The organism is Streptosporangium sp. G12, from assembly GCF_052983175.1.
On record NZ_JBRIQO010000021.1, the window covers coordinates 1 to 14,870 of the forward strand.

General features: G+C 70.2%; 13 protein-coding genes. 3 read left to right on the forward strand and 10 right to left on the reverse strand.

Going from position 1 to position 14,870, the window contains the following annotated elements:
* Positions 1-342 precede the first annotated feature (342 nt).
* On the reverse strand, positions 343-870 hold the full coding sequence (locus tag ACVCAG_RS29150) for a GNAT family N-acetyltransferase (RefSeq protein ID WP_447190644.1): 528 nt from the start codon (positions 868-870) through the stop codon (positions 343-345).
* A gap of 281 nt (positions 871-1,151) precedes the next feature.
* Between ACVCAG_RS29150 and ACVCAG_RS29155 the strand changes: the two genes are divergently transcribed.
* Entirely contained in the window at positions 1,152-3,413 is a 2,262-nt protein-coding gene (locus ACVCAG_RS29155; protein WP_447190645.1) for a DEAD/DEAH box helicase, read from the forward strand.
* A gap of 231 nt (positions 3,414-3,644) precedes the next feature.
* Here ACVCAG_RS29155 and ACVCAG_RS29160 read toward each other — a convergent pair whose 3' ends face one another.
* From ACVCAG_RS29160 to ACVCAG_RS29180, 5 genes are all read right to left on the reverse strand, one after another.
* The gene (locus ACVCAG_RS29160; RefSeq protein ID WP_440089430.1) at positions 3,645-4,466 is read right to left on the reverse strand and encodes an alpha/beta fold hydrolase; all 822 of its coding nucleotides are present in this window, start codon (positions 4,464-4,466) and stop codon (positions 3,645-3,647) included.
* Positions 4,467-4,799: 333 nt separating this feature from the next.
* Complete coding sequence (locus ACVCAG_RS29165; RefSeq protein WP_440089431.1) at positions 4,800-5,372, reverse strand: dihydrofolate reductase family protein; 573 nt, start codon at positions 5,370-5,372, stop codon at positions 4,800-4,802.
* Positions 5,373-5,502: 130 nt separating this feature from the next.
* Positions 5,503-6,642 carry an acyltransferase family protein gene (locus ACVCAG_RS29170; protein WP_447190646.1) on the reverse strand — a complete coding sequence of 380 codons (1,140 nt, stop codon included), beginning with the start codon at positions 6,640-6,642 and terminating at the stop codon, positions 5,503-5,505.
* Between the two features lie 174 nt (positions 6,643-6,816).
* Positions 6,817-7,857 (reverse strand): cupin domain-containing protein, encoded by a 1,041-nt coding sequence (locus tag ACVCAG_RS29175; protein ID WP_440089434.1) that lies wholly within the window; start codon positions 7,855-7,857, stop codon positions 6,817-6,819.
* 189 nt (positions 7,858-8,046) lie between these two features.
* Entirely contained in the window at positions 8,047-9,072 is a 1,026-nt protein-coding gene (locus ACVCAG_RS29180) for a helix-turn-helix transcriptional regulator (RefSeq protein ID WP_447190647.1), read from the reverse strand.
* 61 nt (positions 9,073-9,133) lie between these two features.
* Between ACVCAG_RS29180 and ACVCAG_RS29185 the strand changes: the two genes are divergently transcribed.
* Together ACVCAG_RS29185 and ACVCAG_RS29190 are read left to right on the forward strand one after the other, a co-directional pair.
* A complete protein-coding gene (locus ACVCAG_RS29185) occupies positions 9,134-10,324 on the forward strand; it encodes an epoxide hydrolase family protein (RefSeq protein ID WP_447190648.1) in 1,191 nt (396 codons plus the stop codon).
* 48 nt (positions 10,325-10,372) lie between these two features.
* Positions 10,373-10,954: a putative glycolipid-binding domain-containing protein gene (locus tag ACVCAG_RS29190; RefSeq protein WP_440089437.1), complete on the forward strand. Its 582-nt coding sequence runs from the start codon at positions 10,373-10,375 to the stop codon at positions 10,952-10,954.
* 69 nt (positions 10,955-11,023) lie between these two features.
* Here ACVCAG_RS29190 and ACVCAG_RS29195 read toward each other — a convergent pair whose 3' ends face one another.
* The 4 genes from ACVCAG_RS29195 to ACVCAG_RS29210 form a co-directional block, all read right to left on the reverse strand.
* The gene (locus ACVCAG_RS29195) at positions 11,024-11,305 is read right to left on the reverse strand and encodes a hypothetical protein (RefSeq protein WP_447190649.1); all 282 of its coding nucleotides are present in this window, start codon (positions 11,303-11,305) and stop codon (positions 11,024-11,026) included.
* Between the two features lie 85 nt (positions 11,306-11,390).
* Complete coding sequence (locus tag ACVCAG_RS29200; protein WP_447190650.1) at positions 11,391-11,987, reverse strand: DUF6461 domain-containing protein; 597 nt, start codon at positions 11,985-11,987, stop codon at positions 11,391-11,393.
* Between the two features lie 199 nt (positions 11,988-12,186).
* Positions 12,187-12,777 carry a YdeI/OmpD-associated family protein gene (locus ACVCAG_RS29205; RefSeq protein WP_440089441.1) on the reverse strand — a complete coding sequence of 197 codons (591 nt, stop codon included), beginning with the start codon at positions 12,775-12,777 and terminating at the stop codon, positions 12,187-12,189.
* A 159-nt stretch (positions 12,778-12,936) separates the two neighbouring features.
* Complete coding sequence (locus tag ACVCAG_RS29210; RefSeq protein WP_447190651.1) at positions 12,937-14,826, reverse strand: NAD(P)-binding domain-containing protein; 1,890 nt, start codon at positions 14,824-14,826, stop codon at positions 12,937-12,939.
* Positions 14,827-14,870: the final 44 nt, after the last annotated feature.

Sequence of the window (14,870 nt, forward strand, 5' to 3'; positions counted from 1 at the left end):
GCGACCGTGGCCGCGGCGGCGGTGCCGGTGGAGGTGTCGGCGGAGGCGGCGGGGGCCGCGGCGATGCCGGCCAGCAGAGAACCGGCCAGGGCCGCTCCGGCGAGAAGGGTGCGCGTGGTGCTCATCGTCATGCTCCTGTGCGGGTGGTGGAGGGGTCGTGCCGTTCGGACACCACGGACACTAGAAACAGTCGACGCTTCCTTCTGCGCAGGAATGCACACTCAGCTCCCAAAGTGCACTATTACGGACTCGCACCTGCGGGAGGGGCGACTCACCGTACGGCCAGGAGAGACGCCCGCGTCCCCTTCCGCGCGGCGTCCGGCCCCGCCCGAGCGGAACGTCTCACGTCTCCGCGGCGAGGTCCAGGCGCCAGTCGTTGCACCGCATGGCGTTTCCCGGCGGGTACTCGAAGTCGCACTCGGCGACGAACCGGAACCCGGCCTTCCGGCAGATCGCGTTCGACGCGGGATGGTCGACGGAGGGGTACGCGTGGATGTGGCGGTGCCTGCGCTCCGCCCTCGCCCTGGCGACAACGGCCAGGGCCGCCGCGACCGCGATGCCCCTGCCCTGGAACTCCGGCAGGACGCTCCAGCCGGTCTCGTACACGGTCTCGCCCCGCCAGGCGCGTTCCCAGTATCCGATGCTGCCGACCCGCTGGAGCCCGGGGAGCAGGACGACGCTGAACATCCGGCCGGTCTCCTTCCCCTCGATGTCGACATACCGTCTGTGCCGGTCGAGGAGTTTCTCCTCGGTCTCCGGGCCTCCCAGGTGATCGGTCATCTCCGGCGCGTTGATGCGCCGCAGCAGGTCGAGATCGGCCTCCGCCCACGGGTCGAGCCGTATCAACGGTGCGTTCCCTCGATCTGACATCCGTCTCACTCCACCTTCGGCCGCGCACGTTCAGAACACGCGGATTCTGCCAGGAGGCACCGACAGTCGGTCCCGGCGTGTGCCCGGCCGGCGGCGGGATCGCGGTGGGATCGGGGCCCCGGCCCGGCCGGGCCGTTCATCGGATTCTCCCCGGAACCCATGAACGGCTCATTAGCGGGCAAAGGGCTGTGACGCCGTGTCCGGCCTGGCCGATCGTTGACAACCGGCCGGGTGGTTGGCGACGGTGAACTACCGCGAGCCGTGACGGGAGGGACGAGAGCTTGGGCGACGTCGAGCGAGAGGATCCGGCCTCCACCCCCAGGCAGGTCAGGGCCCTCTTCCAGAGGGCGGGTCGCCTCCGGTCCCACGCGCGCACGCTGCTCGCCGATGACGCGCGGGCGCGCGCCGACGCCCAGCGGGCGCTGGCCTCCGTGCGTACGCGCCTGGCACGCGAGGAGCTGGGGTCGATTCCCCTGACGCGCCTGAAGGACGTCACCGTGGGGCGGCTTCGGATCAGGGCCCTCGAACAGGCCGGCTACCAGACGATCCTCGACATCCTGGACACCACGCCGTACGCGCTCCAACTGCTCCCCGGGGTCGGGGCGTGGAACGCGAGACAGGCGCACGCCGCCGCCGAGCAGATCGCCAAGGCGGTGGAGGAGACGGTGGCGCTGCGGATCGACGTCGACCGGCAGGACGACGAGACCACGGACCTGCTGATCGCGCTGAACCGGCTGGTGAACGCCGGCCCCGACCTGCCGCGCGCGGGCGGTGCCGCGCGGAGAATCGAGCGGAGGCTGGCCTCGCTCCTGCCCGACGCGCAACCCGCTCGCGGGTGGTTGCGGATGCTGCTCGCGGGCCGGGGAGGTCGTCGCCGTGCGCAGGAGGCCGTCGCGCGGATCGAGGACGTGATCGCGGAGGCGAACGCGTCCGACACGGCGCTGCTCTTCGGCCAGGCCTCCGTGGACCTGCTGCGCCCGCCGGTCTCCGGCATCGAGGCGTGGGTCGACTTCGAGCTCCGCGCGTCCGAGTACTACAACCTGCTCGCCGAGATCGCGGCCACGGAACCCGACCGTGTCGCCTCGGAGGGTTTCCTGCCCGACGACATCTCCGCGCGGGTCAAGGCCCAGGACCTCGACGACACCCACCGCCGGGTCTCCCTGCGCGGTTACCAGTCGTTCGGCGCCCGCTTCGCCCTCGCCCAGCGGCGGGTGATCCTGGGTGACGAGATGGGCCTGGGCAAGACCATCGAGGCCGTCGCCGCCCTCGCGCACCTCTGGGCGCGCGGCGAGAGGCACTTCCTGGTGGCCTGCCCGGCCAGCGTCCTGATCAACTGGGTGCGCGAGATCGAGGCCCGCAGCACGCTGCGGGCCTACTCCCTGCGCGGCGGCGACCGGACCGCCGCCCTGGCGGAATGGATCCGCACCGGCGGCGTCGCCGTGACCACCATCGACACCCTGCACCGACTGGAGGTCCCCGACGACGTCGCGCTCGGGATGCTCGTGGTCGACGAGGCGCACTACGTCAAGAACCCGGCCGCCCGGCGTTCCCAGGCCGTCGCCCGGTGGTGCGGCCGTACCGACCGGGTGCTCTTCATGACCGGGACCCCGATGGAGAACCGCGTCGAGGAGTTCCGCAACCTGATCGGCTACCTCAGGCCCGATCTGCTCCCGGGCATCCGGAACGGCGACACCGCGGCGCTGGCGACGGTGGCGGGGACGGGAGCCGCGAGAGGGCAGTCCTTCCGCAGGGCCGTGGCACCGGTCTACCTGCGCCGCAATCAGGAGGACGTGCTCACCGAGCTGCCCGACCTCGTGCACGTGGACGAGTGGGAGGAGTTCAGCCCGGCGGACCTCACCGCCTACCGGAAGGCCGTGGCCGACGGGAACTTCATGGCGATGCGCCGTGCCGCCTACGCCGTGCCGGAGACGTCGGCCAAGCTCCAGAGGCTGCTGGAACTCGTCGACGAGGCGGCGGGCAACGATCTCAAGGTCGTGGTCTTCTCCTACTTCCGCGACGTCATGACCGCCGTCCACGGAGCTCTCGGGGGCACCGGCGCCCCGGGATCCCCGGGTGACCCCGGCGGCCGGGTCCACGGGCCGATCTCGGGCGACCTCGGCACCGCCCGCCGCCAGCAGGTCATCGACGAGTTCACGGCGGCCCCCGGCCATGCCGTGCTGCTCAGCCAGATCCAGGCGGGTGGGATCGGCGTCAACCTGCAGGCCGCCTCGGTGGTGATCATCTGTGAGCCCCAGGTCAAGCCGACCATGGAGAGCCAGGCCGTGGCCCGCGCCCACCGCATGGGGCAGGTCCGCAAGGTCCAGGTGCACCGCATCCTGACGGCCGACAGCGTCGACCAGCGCATGCTCGACATCCTCCGCGGCAAGGTCGGGCTCTTCGACACCTACGCCCGCCGCAGCGACCTGGCCGAGTCCACCCCTGACGCGGTCGACATCTCGGAACAGACCCTGGCCCGCCAGATCGTCGAGGAGGAACAGCGACGCCTCGCGACGTCGCGGCCCTCGCGGTCCTCGCACGCCTGAGGGGATCGCGGCCCCGCCGGACACCGGGCATCGGAGCGGCCGGCCCCTGTGGCGCGGAACGGGAATCGTACGGCGCGAAAAGAGAACCATACGGCATGGAACGCGAACCGTACGGCGTGAAAAGAGAATCGTGCGCTCCCGAACGATTTCGAACCTCGAACGTTCGCGATCGTGGTGAGGCAGATGTCGCGCCTGTCCGGGGCGTCGAACCGTCCTGGGAGCCGGGCCGTCTCAAGACCTGGCGAAGGCCAGCAGGTCGGCGTTGAACTCGTCCCTGTAGGCGCCGACCAGGCCGTGCGGCCTGCCCGGGTAGACCTTCAGGGTGGCGCCCTTGACCAGTTCGGCCGACTTCGGGCCGGCGGCGACGATGGGCACGATCTGGTCGGCGTCGCCGTGCGCGATGAGGGTCGGGATGTCGAAGCGCCGGAGGTCCTCGGTGAAGTCGGTCTCGGAGAAGGCCTTGACGCAGTCGTACGCCCCCTTGAGGCCCACCTGCATGCTCCACATCCAGAAGGCGTCCCTCGCCCCCTCCGAGACCTCCGCGCCGGGCCGGTTGAAGCCGTAGAAGGGCATGCTGAGGTCCCTGTAGAACTGCGAGCGGTCGCCCTCGACCCCCGCGCGGATACCGTCGAACACCTCGATCGGCAGGCCCTCGGGATTGGCGTCGGTCTTCAGCATGAGCGGCGGGACCGCGCCCAGCAGGACGGCCTTGGCGACGCGGGAGGTGCCGTGCCGGCCGATGTAGCGGGTCACCTCGCCACCGCCGGTGGAGTGCCCGACCAGGATCACCTCGCGCAGGTCGAGGGTTTCGATCAGCCGGGCCAGGTCGTCGGCGTAGGTGTCCATGTCGTTGCCGTTCCAGGGCTGGCCGGAACGGCCGTGCCCCCGGCGGTCGTGCGCGACGGCCCGGAAACCGTTGTCCGCGACCAGCTTCAGCTGGTCGTCCCAGACGTCGGCGTTGAGCGGCCAGCCGTGGCTGAAGACGACCGGCTGCCCGCTGCCCCAGTCCTTGTAGAAGATCTCGGTACCGTCAGCGGTGGTGACGAAGGCCATGTCGGTTCCCCATCGAGGTGGTGTGCGAGCTGGACATACCTCGACGTTAGGTCAGCGGGTGGCACCCGCCATCGGCCAGATGAGCGCATCGCGCGAACTTCATGCTGCATTGACGAAACCATGGCTTCATGAGGGATTCGGTGGTTTCCGAGAGCTTTTGAGCGCGTCGCGCAGGGCCGAGCGCGAGGTGACGCCCGGCTGGGGAGGCACCCGGCAGAGCCGACCGCGGACCCGGCCGCCGTCCGAAACCGTCCCGGCGGCGTGATGACGGGCCCGCCAGGATCGCAGGCCGTCGCGCGGGCGGATCCCTCCGATCTCGGCCCCGCACGGGCCCTAAGGCTTCGCGACGCCGTAGCGCAGATGGGTGACGGTTCCGGTGACGGGTTTCCCCACCGGGATCAGTTCGGCCCGATCCTCGGCGAACAGCGGCGTGCCCTCGCCCATCAGCAGGGGAACGAGGTGGATGCTCACCTCGTCGAGCAGGCCCGCCTTCAGCGCCTGCCGAGCGACGTCCGCGCCCAGCACCAGGACGTCCCTGTCCCCCGCGGCCTCCCGCGCGCGCCGGACCGCGGCCTCCAACCCATCGAAGGCGAACGTCCCGCCGTTGTCGCCGAGGAGATCCTGCCTGGTCCTGTGGGTGACGACGAAGCTCGGGACGCCGGGCCACGGGGTGCCGCCCCACGGGCCCACGCCGAGGTCGAACGTACGCCGTCCGATGACGGTGGCCCCCACCGCCGCGTCCACCTGCCGGCGGATGCCGAGGTCGATCTCGCCGTCCGGTCCCTCCCCTGTCATCCACTCGTGCAGCCGTTCGCCGCCGTCCCCCATGCCCGCCTCCATCCTGACGTTCGGACCGGCGACGAACCCGTCCAGGGACATCGACACATCCAGCACGACCTTGCTCATCGCGAGCCTCCTCCGCTCCGTCGACGCCGCGATCGGCGCCGTCACAAAGAAGTCGGAGCCGGCCCGGCCGTCTCGACAGGAAGCTCGACGGAAAGTACGCGGCCCCCTGATCCGCGCCACCGGGCGGGTCCTAGGATCCGTCCGGCGCCGGTTCCCTCACCGAAGACCTGGCCGGCCGCCTGCCGAGACGTTGAGCGGGGGCCTCGATCAGGCGGTGGGTCAGGTAGCAGAGCGGCACCAGGGCGAGGAAGAACAGCGGGAGGTTCGGGCTGATCCGCAGCAGGAGCGGGTGCAGCAGATAGAGGGAGAAGCTGATCACCCCGAGGTGGGCGAGCCACCGGGGAAACGACCTGCGCCGCAGCGCGAACCCGGCCGCGAAGAAACCCGCGGCCAGCAGGAGCGCCGGCGCCCAGCCGGGATCGTCCTTGGCGAGGACCCCGCAGGCCAGGACCGTCAGTACGGTGGCGACGGCGGTACGCCACCGGATGGTCCCCCGCTCGGCGCGGTACACGGCCGTACCGGCGAACATCATGGCCAGGATGATCAGACCCTGCCACGCGCCGATCCGGCTGCCCAGGACCACCAGCGCCAGCCCGAGGAGACCGCCCGCCACCGCGGCGGCCGTACGCGTCCCGCCCCCCGCCCGCGCCGACACCACGATGACCGCGACCACCGCGATCCCGAGAAGCGCCGCGACCAGGTCGGCGCGGCCGCCGATGACCGGCCCCGGCAGCAGGAGGCCCAGGAGTACGGCCGACAGCGCCAGGACGATCGCGGCCGCGGCCGACCGGTGCGCCCGCCCCGTGGCGAACAGCCCGACCGCCAGCAGGTAGAACGCCATCTCGTACGAGAGCGTCCACATCACGTCGATGACGGCGGGCACGCCGAGCAGCTCCTGCAGCATCGTCACGTTCCCGAGGACGACCAGGGGCAGGGGGCGCACGCTCAGGCCCGGGTGGAGGACGAACGCCCCGGCGTACGCGAGAAGGAGCGCCAGGCCGAGCGCGGCGAACAGGAGGGGGAGCAGGCGGAAGGCGCGGCCGATCCAGAAGGCCCGCAGGTCACCGCGCCGCTCCAGGGAGGCGGGGATGATGTAGCCGCTGACCAGGAAGAACACGAAGACGCCCCAGGTGCCGACGTCGATCCTGCGGTCCACCTCCGCCCAGAGGCCCGGGATGAAGGTCCAGCCGGAGTGGTGCAGCGCGACGGCCAGCGCGGCGGGTCCGCGCAGGGCGTCCAACCAGGCCAGCCGCGAGGGGATCGGGGCCATTCGCCCGACTTTAGACGATAGGCATGGTTGCCCGGCTATCACCTGGCCTGCGACATCGCCGCGGCCCCAGGCCCGCCCGGCGCCCGGCCCGCGACCTCACCACAACCCCGGGTCCACCCGCCACCTGGCCCGCGACCTCGTCGGAACCGGGAAAGGACCAGCCGGGCGACGTCCTCAGCGCACCGGGTCGCGAGGGTTGGCGCGGGCGACGAAGAGCGGGTCGACCGGCGTGAAGGGGAACCGGGGGAGGTCGCGCTCGGGCATGCCGAAGCTCGCGGCGAGAACCTCGCGGGAGAACGCCGACGCGCTCGCCCGGTAGCCGATGTCGGCGGGCATGGCCTGGTCGAAGAAGATGAGGAAGTGGATGTCGTCCTCGCCGAGGACCTCGATGTGGTGCGGGAAGGCGCGTGGCACGAAGTACACGTCACCGGGGCCGAGCACGTACTCGTCGAGGGTGCCGTCGGGGTCCAGGACACGCATGCGGGCGTGCCCCTTCTCCACGTATCCCATCTCGGCGGTGACGGGATGCCAGTGCGGTTCGCGCATCCCGCTCTCCTTGATGCGCAGGGAGTACATGGAGATGTCCTCCAGGGCGGCCCAGTACTGGCTACGGGCGAGGCGGGCGCTGCCGTAGGCGTAGGACAGCGGCGGGTGCTGGCCCTCGAGGTCGAACAGGTGGGCGTTGGGCAGGCCGGCCGTGGCCGGGATGTCGGCGGCACCGGTACAGCGGACGATCTGCTGGGCCGGAGACCGGTCGAGGGCGGCGAACGCCGAGGCGGGCAGGTCGTAGGTGTTGCCGAGCACCGCGTCGGTCATGGCGTTGAAACTGTCGTGCAGCGAGAAGTGCCGAGGACGTTCGTCGCGCAGCGCGAGAACGAACTCGGCACGGTCGTCGCCGACGTTCTCGATGTGGTAGATCGCGCCTGACTCGACGTGGTACATCTGACCCGCGGCGACGATGAACGAGGAGAAGGCGTCGGCGTTCCCCAGGATCGACACCAGCGCCGTGCCGGAAAGGCAGTAGCCGATCTGGTTGGCGTTGACGTTCCACTGCGGCTCGCGGATCGCACCGGGTTCCAGGGTGACGTGCTTGATCGAGAGCCCGCTGAGGATGGGCATCGCGCCGGCGTCGACCAGGGTGACCGATCCGAGCTCGCTCTCGAACGCGGGGGACGCGGTCGCCAGGGATGTGACGTGGCGTGAGGTGCTGGTCATGACGTCCCCTTCGTTGTCGCGACCCCCGTGGTCGCGGTCGAAGAACGTACGCCGCCCTCGAACTCCAGCCTGGGTCACATGGTCACGTCCACACTGATGGTGTACGCCTGTTTCTGCAGGTTAAGCAGCAGGTACCCGCTGTGTCGGGTCCTGCTGCGGCGTGTCGCCGACATCACTCACATGTGACTTTTACATGTGGCGGCTGACGTCGGGCGGCTCGCTGCCGGGCACGCCGCACGGCGACGTGCCGCGAGATGTCTCCGCCGGAACCGCCCGCCGATAGCGGTCGGCCAGCACGCGGATCCGCGCGACGAGTTCGGGCGGCTCGGTGACCTGGAAGTCGGCATCGAGCATGCCGAGGTATCCGGCCAGCATCTGCGGTGTGTCCGAGCCGACCTCGGCCACGCAGGCGTCCTCGCCCAGAGGTTCCACCGGAACGCCGGGCGGCAGCCGGGCGCGCACGTGCTCGGCCGGTGCGCGCACCGTCACCCGCGCCCGGTAGCGCCAGGGCGCGGTGGCCAGGCCGGCGGCGACGTGGCCGACGAGGTCACCGCCGGGATCCTCGCGCGGGGCGAACCGCGGGCCGTTCGGGGTCCGCAACCGCATCCGGTCCACCCGGAACGTGCGCCAGTCGGACCTCGCGACGTCCCACCCGACCAGGTACCAACGGCCTCGGCTGTGCGCGAGCCGGTGCGGCTCGACCTCGCGGCGGCCGGCCGACCCGTCGTGGCCGGTGTAGTCGAACCGGAGCCGCTCGTGGTCGCGGGAGGCCGCCGCGATCGCGGTGAGCGTGGCGGCGTCCACGCTGGGGCCGGCGTGCGGAAGCGGGACGAGGTACGCGCGCAGGCCGTTGACACGACGGCGGAGCCGCGACGGCAGCACCTGTTCGAGCTTGGTCAGGGCACGCAGCGCCGCCTCCTCGATGCCGGTGACCGCGCCCTGTGTGGCGCCCACGCGCAGCCCGACGGCGACGGCGACCGCCTCTTCGTCGTCGAGCAGCAGCGGCGGCAACGTCGCCCCGGCCCCGAGCCGGTAACCGCCGGTGACGCCCCTGATCCCGTGCACCGGATAGCCGAGGTCGCGCAGGCGCTCCACGTCGTTGCGCACGGTGCGTGTGGTGACGTCGAGGCGCTCGGCCAGCTCCGGCCCGGTCCAGTCGCGCGGCGCCTGCAACAGGGAGAGCAACCGCAGTAGTCGTTGTGCCGTGTCCAGCATGTTTCAAGTCTGCCCGAATACAGGAACGGAGCTTTCCTGTATCGCTCCTACGTTTCTCGCCATGGACAACAACACCGGCATCCGCCCGTTCCGCGTCGACATCCCGCAGGCCGAGCTGGACGACCTGCGCGATCGCCTCACCCGCGCCCGCTGGCCCCGGCAGATCTCCGGAACCGGCTGGGAGCGCGGCGTTCCCGTCGATTACCTCAGGGAACTGGCCGACTATTGGACGAACGGCTTCGACTGGCGCGAGCAGGAGAAGACGCTGAACGAGCACCCGCAGTTCGTGACGACGATCGACGGCCAGGACATCCACTTCCTGCACGTCCGCTCGCCCGAGCCGGACGCGCTGCCGCTGATCCTGTGCCACGGCTGGCCGGGCTCGTTCGTGGACTTCCTGGACGTGATCGGGCCGCTGACCGATCCCCGCGCGCACGGCGGTGACCCGGCGGACGCCTTCCACGTCGTGATCCCTTCGCTGCCCGGCTTCGGGTTCTCCAACCCGGTGCGGGAACCGGGCTGGGGCAACCTGTTCCGGGTGGCCGCCGCGTTCGGGGAGCTGATGAGCCGGCTCGGCTACCAGCGGTTCGCCGCGCAGGGCGGGGACGTCGGCGGCGGCGTGACCACGCTACTGCCCATGGCCGCCCCCGGCCGTGTGGTCGCCACCCACCTCAACGGTCCGTCGCCGTACCCGTTCGGCCCGCCCATCGAACTGGACGGCCTGTCCGACGCGGACCGGGCGCGCGCCGAGCGATTCAACGCCGCCCGCCAGGACGGCCTCGGCTATCTGCACCTGCAGTCCACCCGGCCGCAGACCCTCGCCTACTCGCTGACCGACTCGCCGATCGGACAGTTGGCGTGGATCGCGGAGAAGTTCAAGGAGTGGACCGACCCGGCCGCCGGACTGCCCGAGCACGCGGTGGACCGCGACCGGCTGCTCACCAATGTGAGCCTGTACTGGTTCACCGGCTCCGGCGCGTCCTCGGCCGACATCCTCTACGAAGGTATGCGCGCCTACCGCGAGATCGCCGCCGCGCAGTCCGGCGACGACCAGGGCGGGTGGCCGTCCGCGCCGGCGCCGCCGCAGGGGATCGCGGTGTTCGCGGCGGACATGACGATCCGCGCACTCGCCGACCCGGCGAACACCGTCGGCCACTGGTCGGAGTTCGACCGAGGTGGCCACTTCCCGGCGATGGAGACCCCCGACCTGCTCGTCGGCGACCTGCGTGAGTTCTTCCGCGTCGCACGGTGATCCCGGCGGCGGGCCCATCGTCCGGCGGGAAGCGGGAAGAATCGCGTCATGACCTTCACGACACCGCCAAGGACCGCCGCCTGGCGACATCTCGACGCGCGGGACGGTTTCGAGGTGGCGTACTTCCAGCCTTCGGACGACGGCCTTCGCATCGAGGGATGCACGACGGCGGTCGAGGAGGGCGAGACCTGGATCGTCGGCTATGCCATCGAGCTTGACGCCTCCTGGACCACGCGAAGCGCACGGATCACGGGACGTTCGGCCTCGGGATCCCGGCACACCGTGCTGGAGGCCGACGGCGCGGGCCGCTGGCGCGTCGACGGCACACCGGCTCCCCACCTGGACGGCTGCCTGGACGTCGACCTGGAGTCCTCGGCGATGACCAACGCCTTCCCCGTGCATCGGATGGGACTCCGTGTCGGCGACCGGTCGGCCGCCCCCGCCGCCTACGTACGCGCCACCGATCTCGCCGTCGAACGGCTCGAACAGGACTACGTCCGCGTCGCCGACGAGGACTCCCGGCCGCGCTACGACTACAGCGCCCCGGTCTTCGACTTCGCGTGCCGCCTGGTCTACGACGAGTCCGGCCTCGTGCTCGACTACCCCGAGATCGCCGTACGCGCCGCATGAGGGCTTCTCGCACGAACCGAAGTGGCGCGGCGGCCCGGGAGGGTGACGCTCTCGTGCCGCCGCGCCGTTTCAGCCGCCGGGCGGGTGACCGGCGCTCAGGCTGAGTGCGATCTGCGCTTGGCGGACCAACACCGTGACCAGCCGTTCGGGTGAGGCACGGATGAGCATGCGTCTGATGCCCGCCTTCACCTCCTGATCGGTGAGCGGTCGACGCCGGAGGGCGGTCCAGCGGCGCAGAAGAGGGTCGTGGACGATGTGCCATTCGGGAAAGGTCTGCTCAAGCGCGGCGCGCCGGCGCTCCTCGGGTGCGCTCACGATGACGGCGACCCGGGCAGCTCTCATGGCGATCATCCCGGCACGCTCCGGTACGGATGAGATGAGCGACGAAGGACGTCCGCTGCGGCCGGCCCGCGGGATCACGGAGGATGGGTCCCGCTCACCCCGCCTCGGGGATGGATCCGCACAGGTAGGTGGAACCCTCCAGCAGTTCCGGTGTCAGCCTGATTCCGGTGAGATGCTCGACCAGGAGGAACGCCGGCCCCTCGGAAGGGTAGGTGTGCCCGTCCTCGGGGACGATCCGCCGTATGACCTCCACGATCTCGTCCGGCACTTCTTCCGGTACCTCTTCCGAGTACCCTTCGTCGGCGATGAAGCAGAACCGGATCTCTCCGTCATCAATCCAGTAGAAGCACTCGACGCCTTCGACGTCGCGGAAGTGGGAGACAAGGCGGGTCCCCGCCGACAACGACGTGATGATTTTCTCATCGATGCCGAGCCCGCCGTTGGGTTCGACGACGAACACCCAGTCGCCGATGGCCGTGACGCCGAGGAACACGGTGTCATAGCTCTTCCTGTAGCGAGTCTCGACCAGTTCATCAAGCGTCATGGGCGTGAAATCCTCCGGCCGGCCACCGAACCGGGACACCAGTTGCCCGGGTGTCAGGCCCCGGATGTAGGTGAAGCAGTAGGCCTCGGCCAGCTCGGGGAAGCGCTCGTAGGAGAACCAGGCGTAGTCGTCGGGGGTCGCGATCATTTCGTCATGCTCGCAGCACCGGCCGACAAGATGAGTCCGTTCCGACCTGGTGACGCGGGCCGCGTGCCTGTCATGGATCGCCGGACGTGGTGCCGGAACGGGGAAGCCTCTGGCAGGAGGGGTGCCGACCAGGATCAGCCGTCACGCCAAAGGCTCGCGTGCTGTTCGTGCCGTGCCGCCGTTGAAGGAGGAAGAGGCGTCAGGGCTTTCTCCGGGGGCCGTGGGGCGGCTCCCCGGCCTCCAGGCGTTCGATGTAGCCGGCGATCCTGCGCGCCCGCGTCTCGGGCTTCTTCGCCTTCTGGATGGTGAGCAGGATCTGGTAGCCGCTGCTCTTGCTGAGGGCGGCGAAGGCTGCCGCCGCGACGGGAGAGGCGTCGAGCGCCGCCCGCAGGTCAGGGGGGACCTCCGCGGTGCTCGGCGGGGCGTAGGCCGCGTCCCAGCGGCCGTCGGCCTTGGCCAGCTCGATCTGTTCGAGCCCGGCCGGCCGCATCCGGCCGTTGGCGATGAGCTTCTCGACCTTGGCGCAATTGATCTTCGACCATGAGCTGCGGGCCCTGCGCGGCGAGAAGCGCTGGGCCCACCAGCCGTCCGGCGCGTTTCCCGAGAAGGCCTTGCCGTCGATCCAGCCGTAGCACAGGGCGACGTCCAGGGCCTGGGACCTGGTGACCGAGGGCACCTCCGTCCCCTTCTTCGGCAGGGCGACCCAGACCTCGCCGGCGGTCCGGTGGTTCGCCTCCAGCCAGGTGTCGAACTCGTCGACCGAGGTGAAGTGCAGATTCTCGTCCGTCATCGAATACCTCCAGCGTGGAGACCTCCGGCCCCGGCCGTGGGGATGTCGACGTCTTACCGCCGGGGCCGCTCATCCGAGGTCACGTGTCGCGTTTCGCCCGTTCGTCCGTACAGCACCGATGACCGTCCGGTACGTCACCGATGATCATCACGGTTCCCTTCACACCTCCAGAGACGCGTGCTGCGGCACCTTCCCCTCCTCGTCCGCGGTAGGCCGGGCAATCTGTTCGGCGGCGGCCTTGACGCGCTCCAAGGTCTTGTGGATGCCGTCGCGCAGCTCCTCGGTGTGCCCCTCGTGGCCGCCGAGCGCCAGGTTGGCGAAGGACGCGGTGCGCTTGCGCTGCCCGGCGCTCTGCCCGGAGACGTCCCACCGCTCGGTGAGAAGGGTGCCCCCGCCCTCCTGCTCCAGCCGGTAGCTCCAGCGCACGCCGTTGGTCCTGGTGCGGAACGCGAAGGACTTGCCCGGCTCCGCCCGCTCGACCTCGTTGGTGGTGACCCACACGACCCAGCCACGGCGGTTGACCCCGACGAAGCGCGCCCCGACCCCGCGCCTGCCACCGATCCAGATGCATCGACGGCATTCGGGACTCCACTGCCCCATCCGCGTCACGTCGCTGACGAGCTCCCACACCACGTGGGGATCGGCGTCGATCCAGACCGAGACCTCCTCCGGCCGGTAGCCGTCGGGGTGCCGGTCCGCGGCGGCCTTGGCCTCGGCCTTGGACGTCGCCAGCGCGAGCCGGGCTCCGTCGCGCCGCGCACGGTCCAGCTCGGCCAGGTAGGGGTAGTGGTCCACCTGCATGGTGTGGCGCTTGGAGGCCACGTAGCGTTTGGAAAGCTTCGCCTTGTAGCGGGCGATCTCCCGGTGCATCTGCTCCGGCGAGGGCAGCGCGGCACTGCCGTCCAGCAGGTCGGCCACCCAGTGGGACTGGGCCTCGGACAGCACCGTGGTCGCCCCCAGCGGCTGGAAGAGCCCGACGAAGTACAGGCCGGGGTGGTTGGGATCGACCACGCGGTGGAACAGGGAGACGTCGTTGTCGGTGGGTGCGATCACGGTCTCGTCCAGGAACGGGAAACTGATCTTGTAGCCGGTGCTGTAGATGACCGCGTCGATGGCCTCGCTGCTGCCGTCGGTGAAGTGCACCGTGTCACCGTCGAAGCGGGCGATGTTCGGCTTGACGGTGATGTCGCCGTGGCCGAGGCGGGCCAGCAGGGACTCGGAGACGGTCGGGTGGGCGTTGAACAGCTTGTGGCCCGGCTCCGGCAGCCCGTAGTCGGTGACCTTGCCGACCGTCAGGCGCAGCAGGCCCGCCATGACCCACCGCTGCGCCTCCCGCGGCAGCACCCTGGTCAGAAAAGGGCTGATGAGGTCGTCGCTGGGCTTGCCGAACATGAACTTGGGAAAGACGTATCCCCCGCGGCGCACGGCCATGAACGTGCGGTCGGAGACGGTGGAGGTCTCCACCGCGATGTCGGACGCCGAGTTGCCGAGGCCGAGCACGAGCACCCGCTTGCCGGCGTACTCGTCGGGGACCTTGTAGTAGTGCGAGTGGGTCTGGGTGCCGGTGAAGGTGTCCACTCCGGGGAAGGGCGGCTCCGGGTAGCGGGGGACCGAGTGGTGTCCGTTGGCCACCACCACCGCCCGGTAGCGACGGCTGGTCTCGACTCCGGTGTCGCGGTGGCGCACGGTCACGTTCCAGCCCCCGCCGTCGGCGGGCTCCACGTGGGTGACCTCCGTACGGAAGACGATCGCGTCACGAAATCCGAAGTGGTCGACGAAGTCGTCGAAATACCGTGCCATCTGGAAGTGGGTGGGGTAGGCCGGATAGTCGTCAGGCATGGGATAACTGCGGTATTCCGTCAGATGCCGAGAAGTGTTGATGTGCAGCGACCGGTAACCCGAGGACAGGCCGTTGTCGTTGAGATAACGCCAGTTTCCACCGACGTGGGAGCCGGCCTCATAACAGTCGAAGGCGATACCGCGCTCGTGCAGGACCTGGCAGGCGGCAATCCCCGACGAGCCCGCTCCGATAATGCAGACGTCCTCCATAATTACTTCCTCCTCGTGATCGGTTTCCCGACGCCGGTGGACCG

What these genes read in the sequence shown, in the direction of transcription:
- ACVCAG_RS29150 (WP_447190644.1), bottom strand. Translation starts at nt 870, where the DNA reads ATGTCAGATCGAGGGAACGCACCGTTGATACGGCTCGACCCGTGGGCG.
- ACVCAG_RS29160 (WP_440089430.1), bottom strand. Translation starts at nt 4,466, where the DNA reads ATGGCCTTCGTCACCACCGCTGACGGTACCGAGATCTTCTACAAGGAC.
- ACVCAG_RS29165 (WP_440089431.1), bottom strand. Translation starts at nt 5,372, where the DNA reads ATGAGCAAGGTCGTGCTGGATGTGTCGATGTCCCTGGACGGGTTCGTC.
- ACVCAG_RS29170 (WP_447190646.1), bottom strand. Translation starts at nt 6,642, where the DNA reads ATGGCCCCGATCCCCTCGCGGCTGGCCTGGTTGGACGCCCTGCGCGGA.
- ACVCAG_RS29175 (WP_440089434.1), bottom strand. Translation starts at nt 7,857, where the DNA reads ATGACCAGCACCTCACGCCACGTCACATCCCTGGCGACCGCGTCCCCC.
- ACVCAG_RS29180 (WP_447190647.1), bottom strand. Translation starts at nt 9,072, where the DNA reads ATGCTGGACACGGCACAACGACTACTGCGGTTGCTCTCCCTGTTGCAG.
- ACVCAG_RS29185 (WP_447190648.1), top strand. Translation starts at nt 9,134, where the DNA reads ATGGACAACAACACCGGCATCCGCCCGTTCCGCGTCGACATCCCGCAG.
- ACVCAG_RS29190 (WP_440089437.1), top strand. Translation starts at nt 10,373, where the DNA reads ATGACCTTCACGACACCGCCAAGGACCGCCGCCTGGCGACATCTCGAC.
- ACVCAG_RS29195 (WP_447190649.1), bottom strand. Translation starts at nt 11,305, where the DNA reads ATGATCGCCATGAGAGCTGCCCGGGTCGCCGTCATCGTGAGCGCACCC.
- ACVCAG_RS29200 (WP_447190650.1), bottom strand. Translation starts at nt 11,987, where the DNA reads ATGATCGCGACCCCCGACGACTACGCCTGGTTCTCCTACGAGCGCTTC.
- ACVCAG_RS29205 (WP_440089441.1), bottom strand. Translation starts at nt 12,777, where the DNA reads ATGACGGACGAGAATCTGCACTTCACCTCGGTCGACGAGTTCGACACC.
- ACVCAG_RS29210 (WP_447190651.1), bottom strand. Translation starts at nt 14,826, where the DNA reads ATGGAGGACGTCTGCATTATCGGAGCGGGCTCGTCGGGGATTGCCGCC.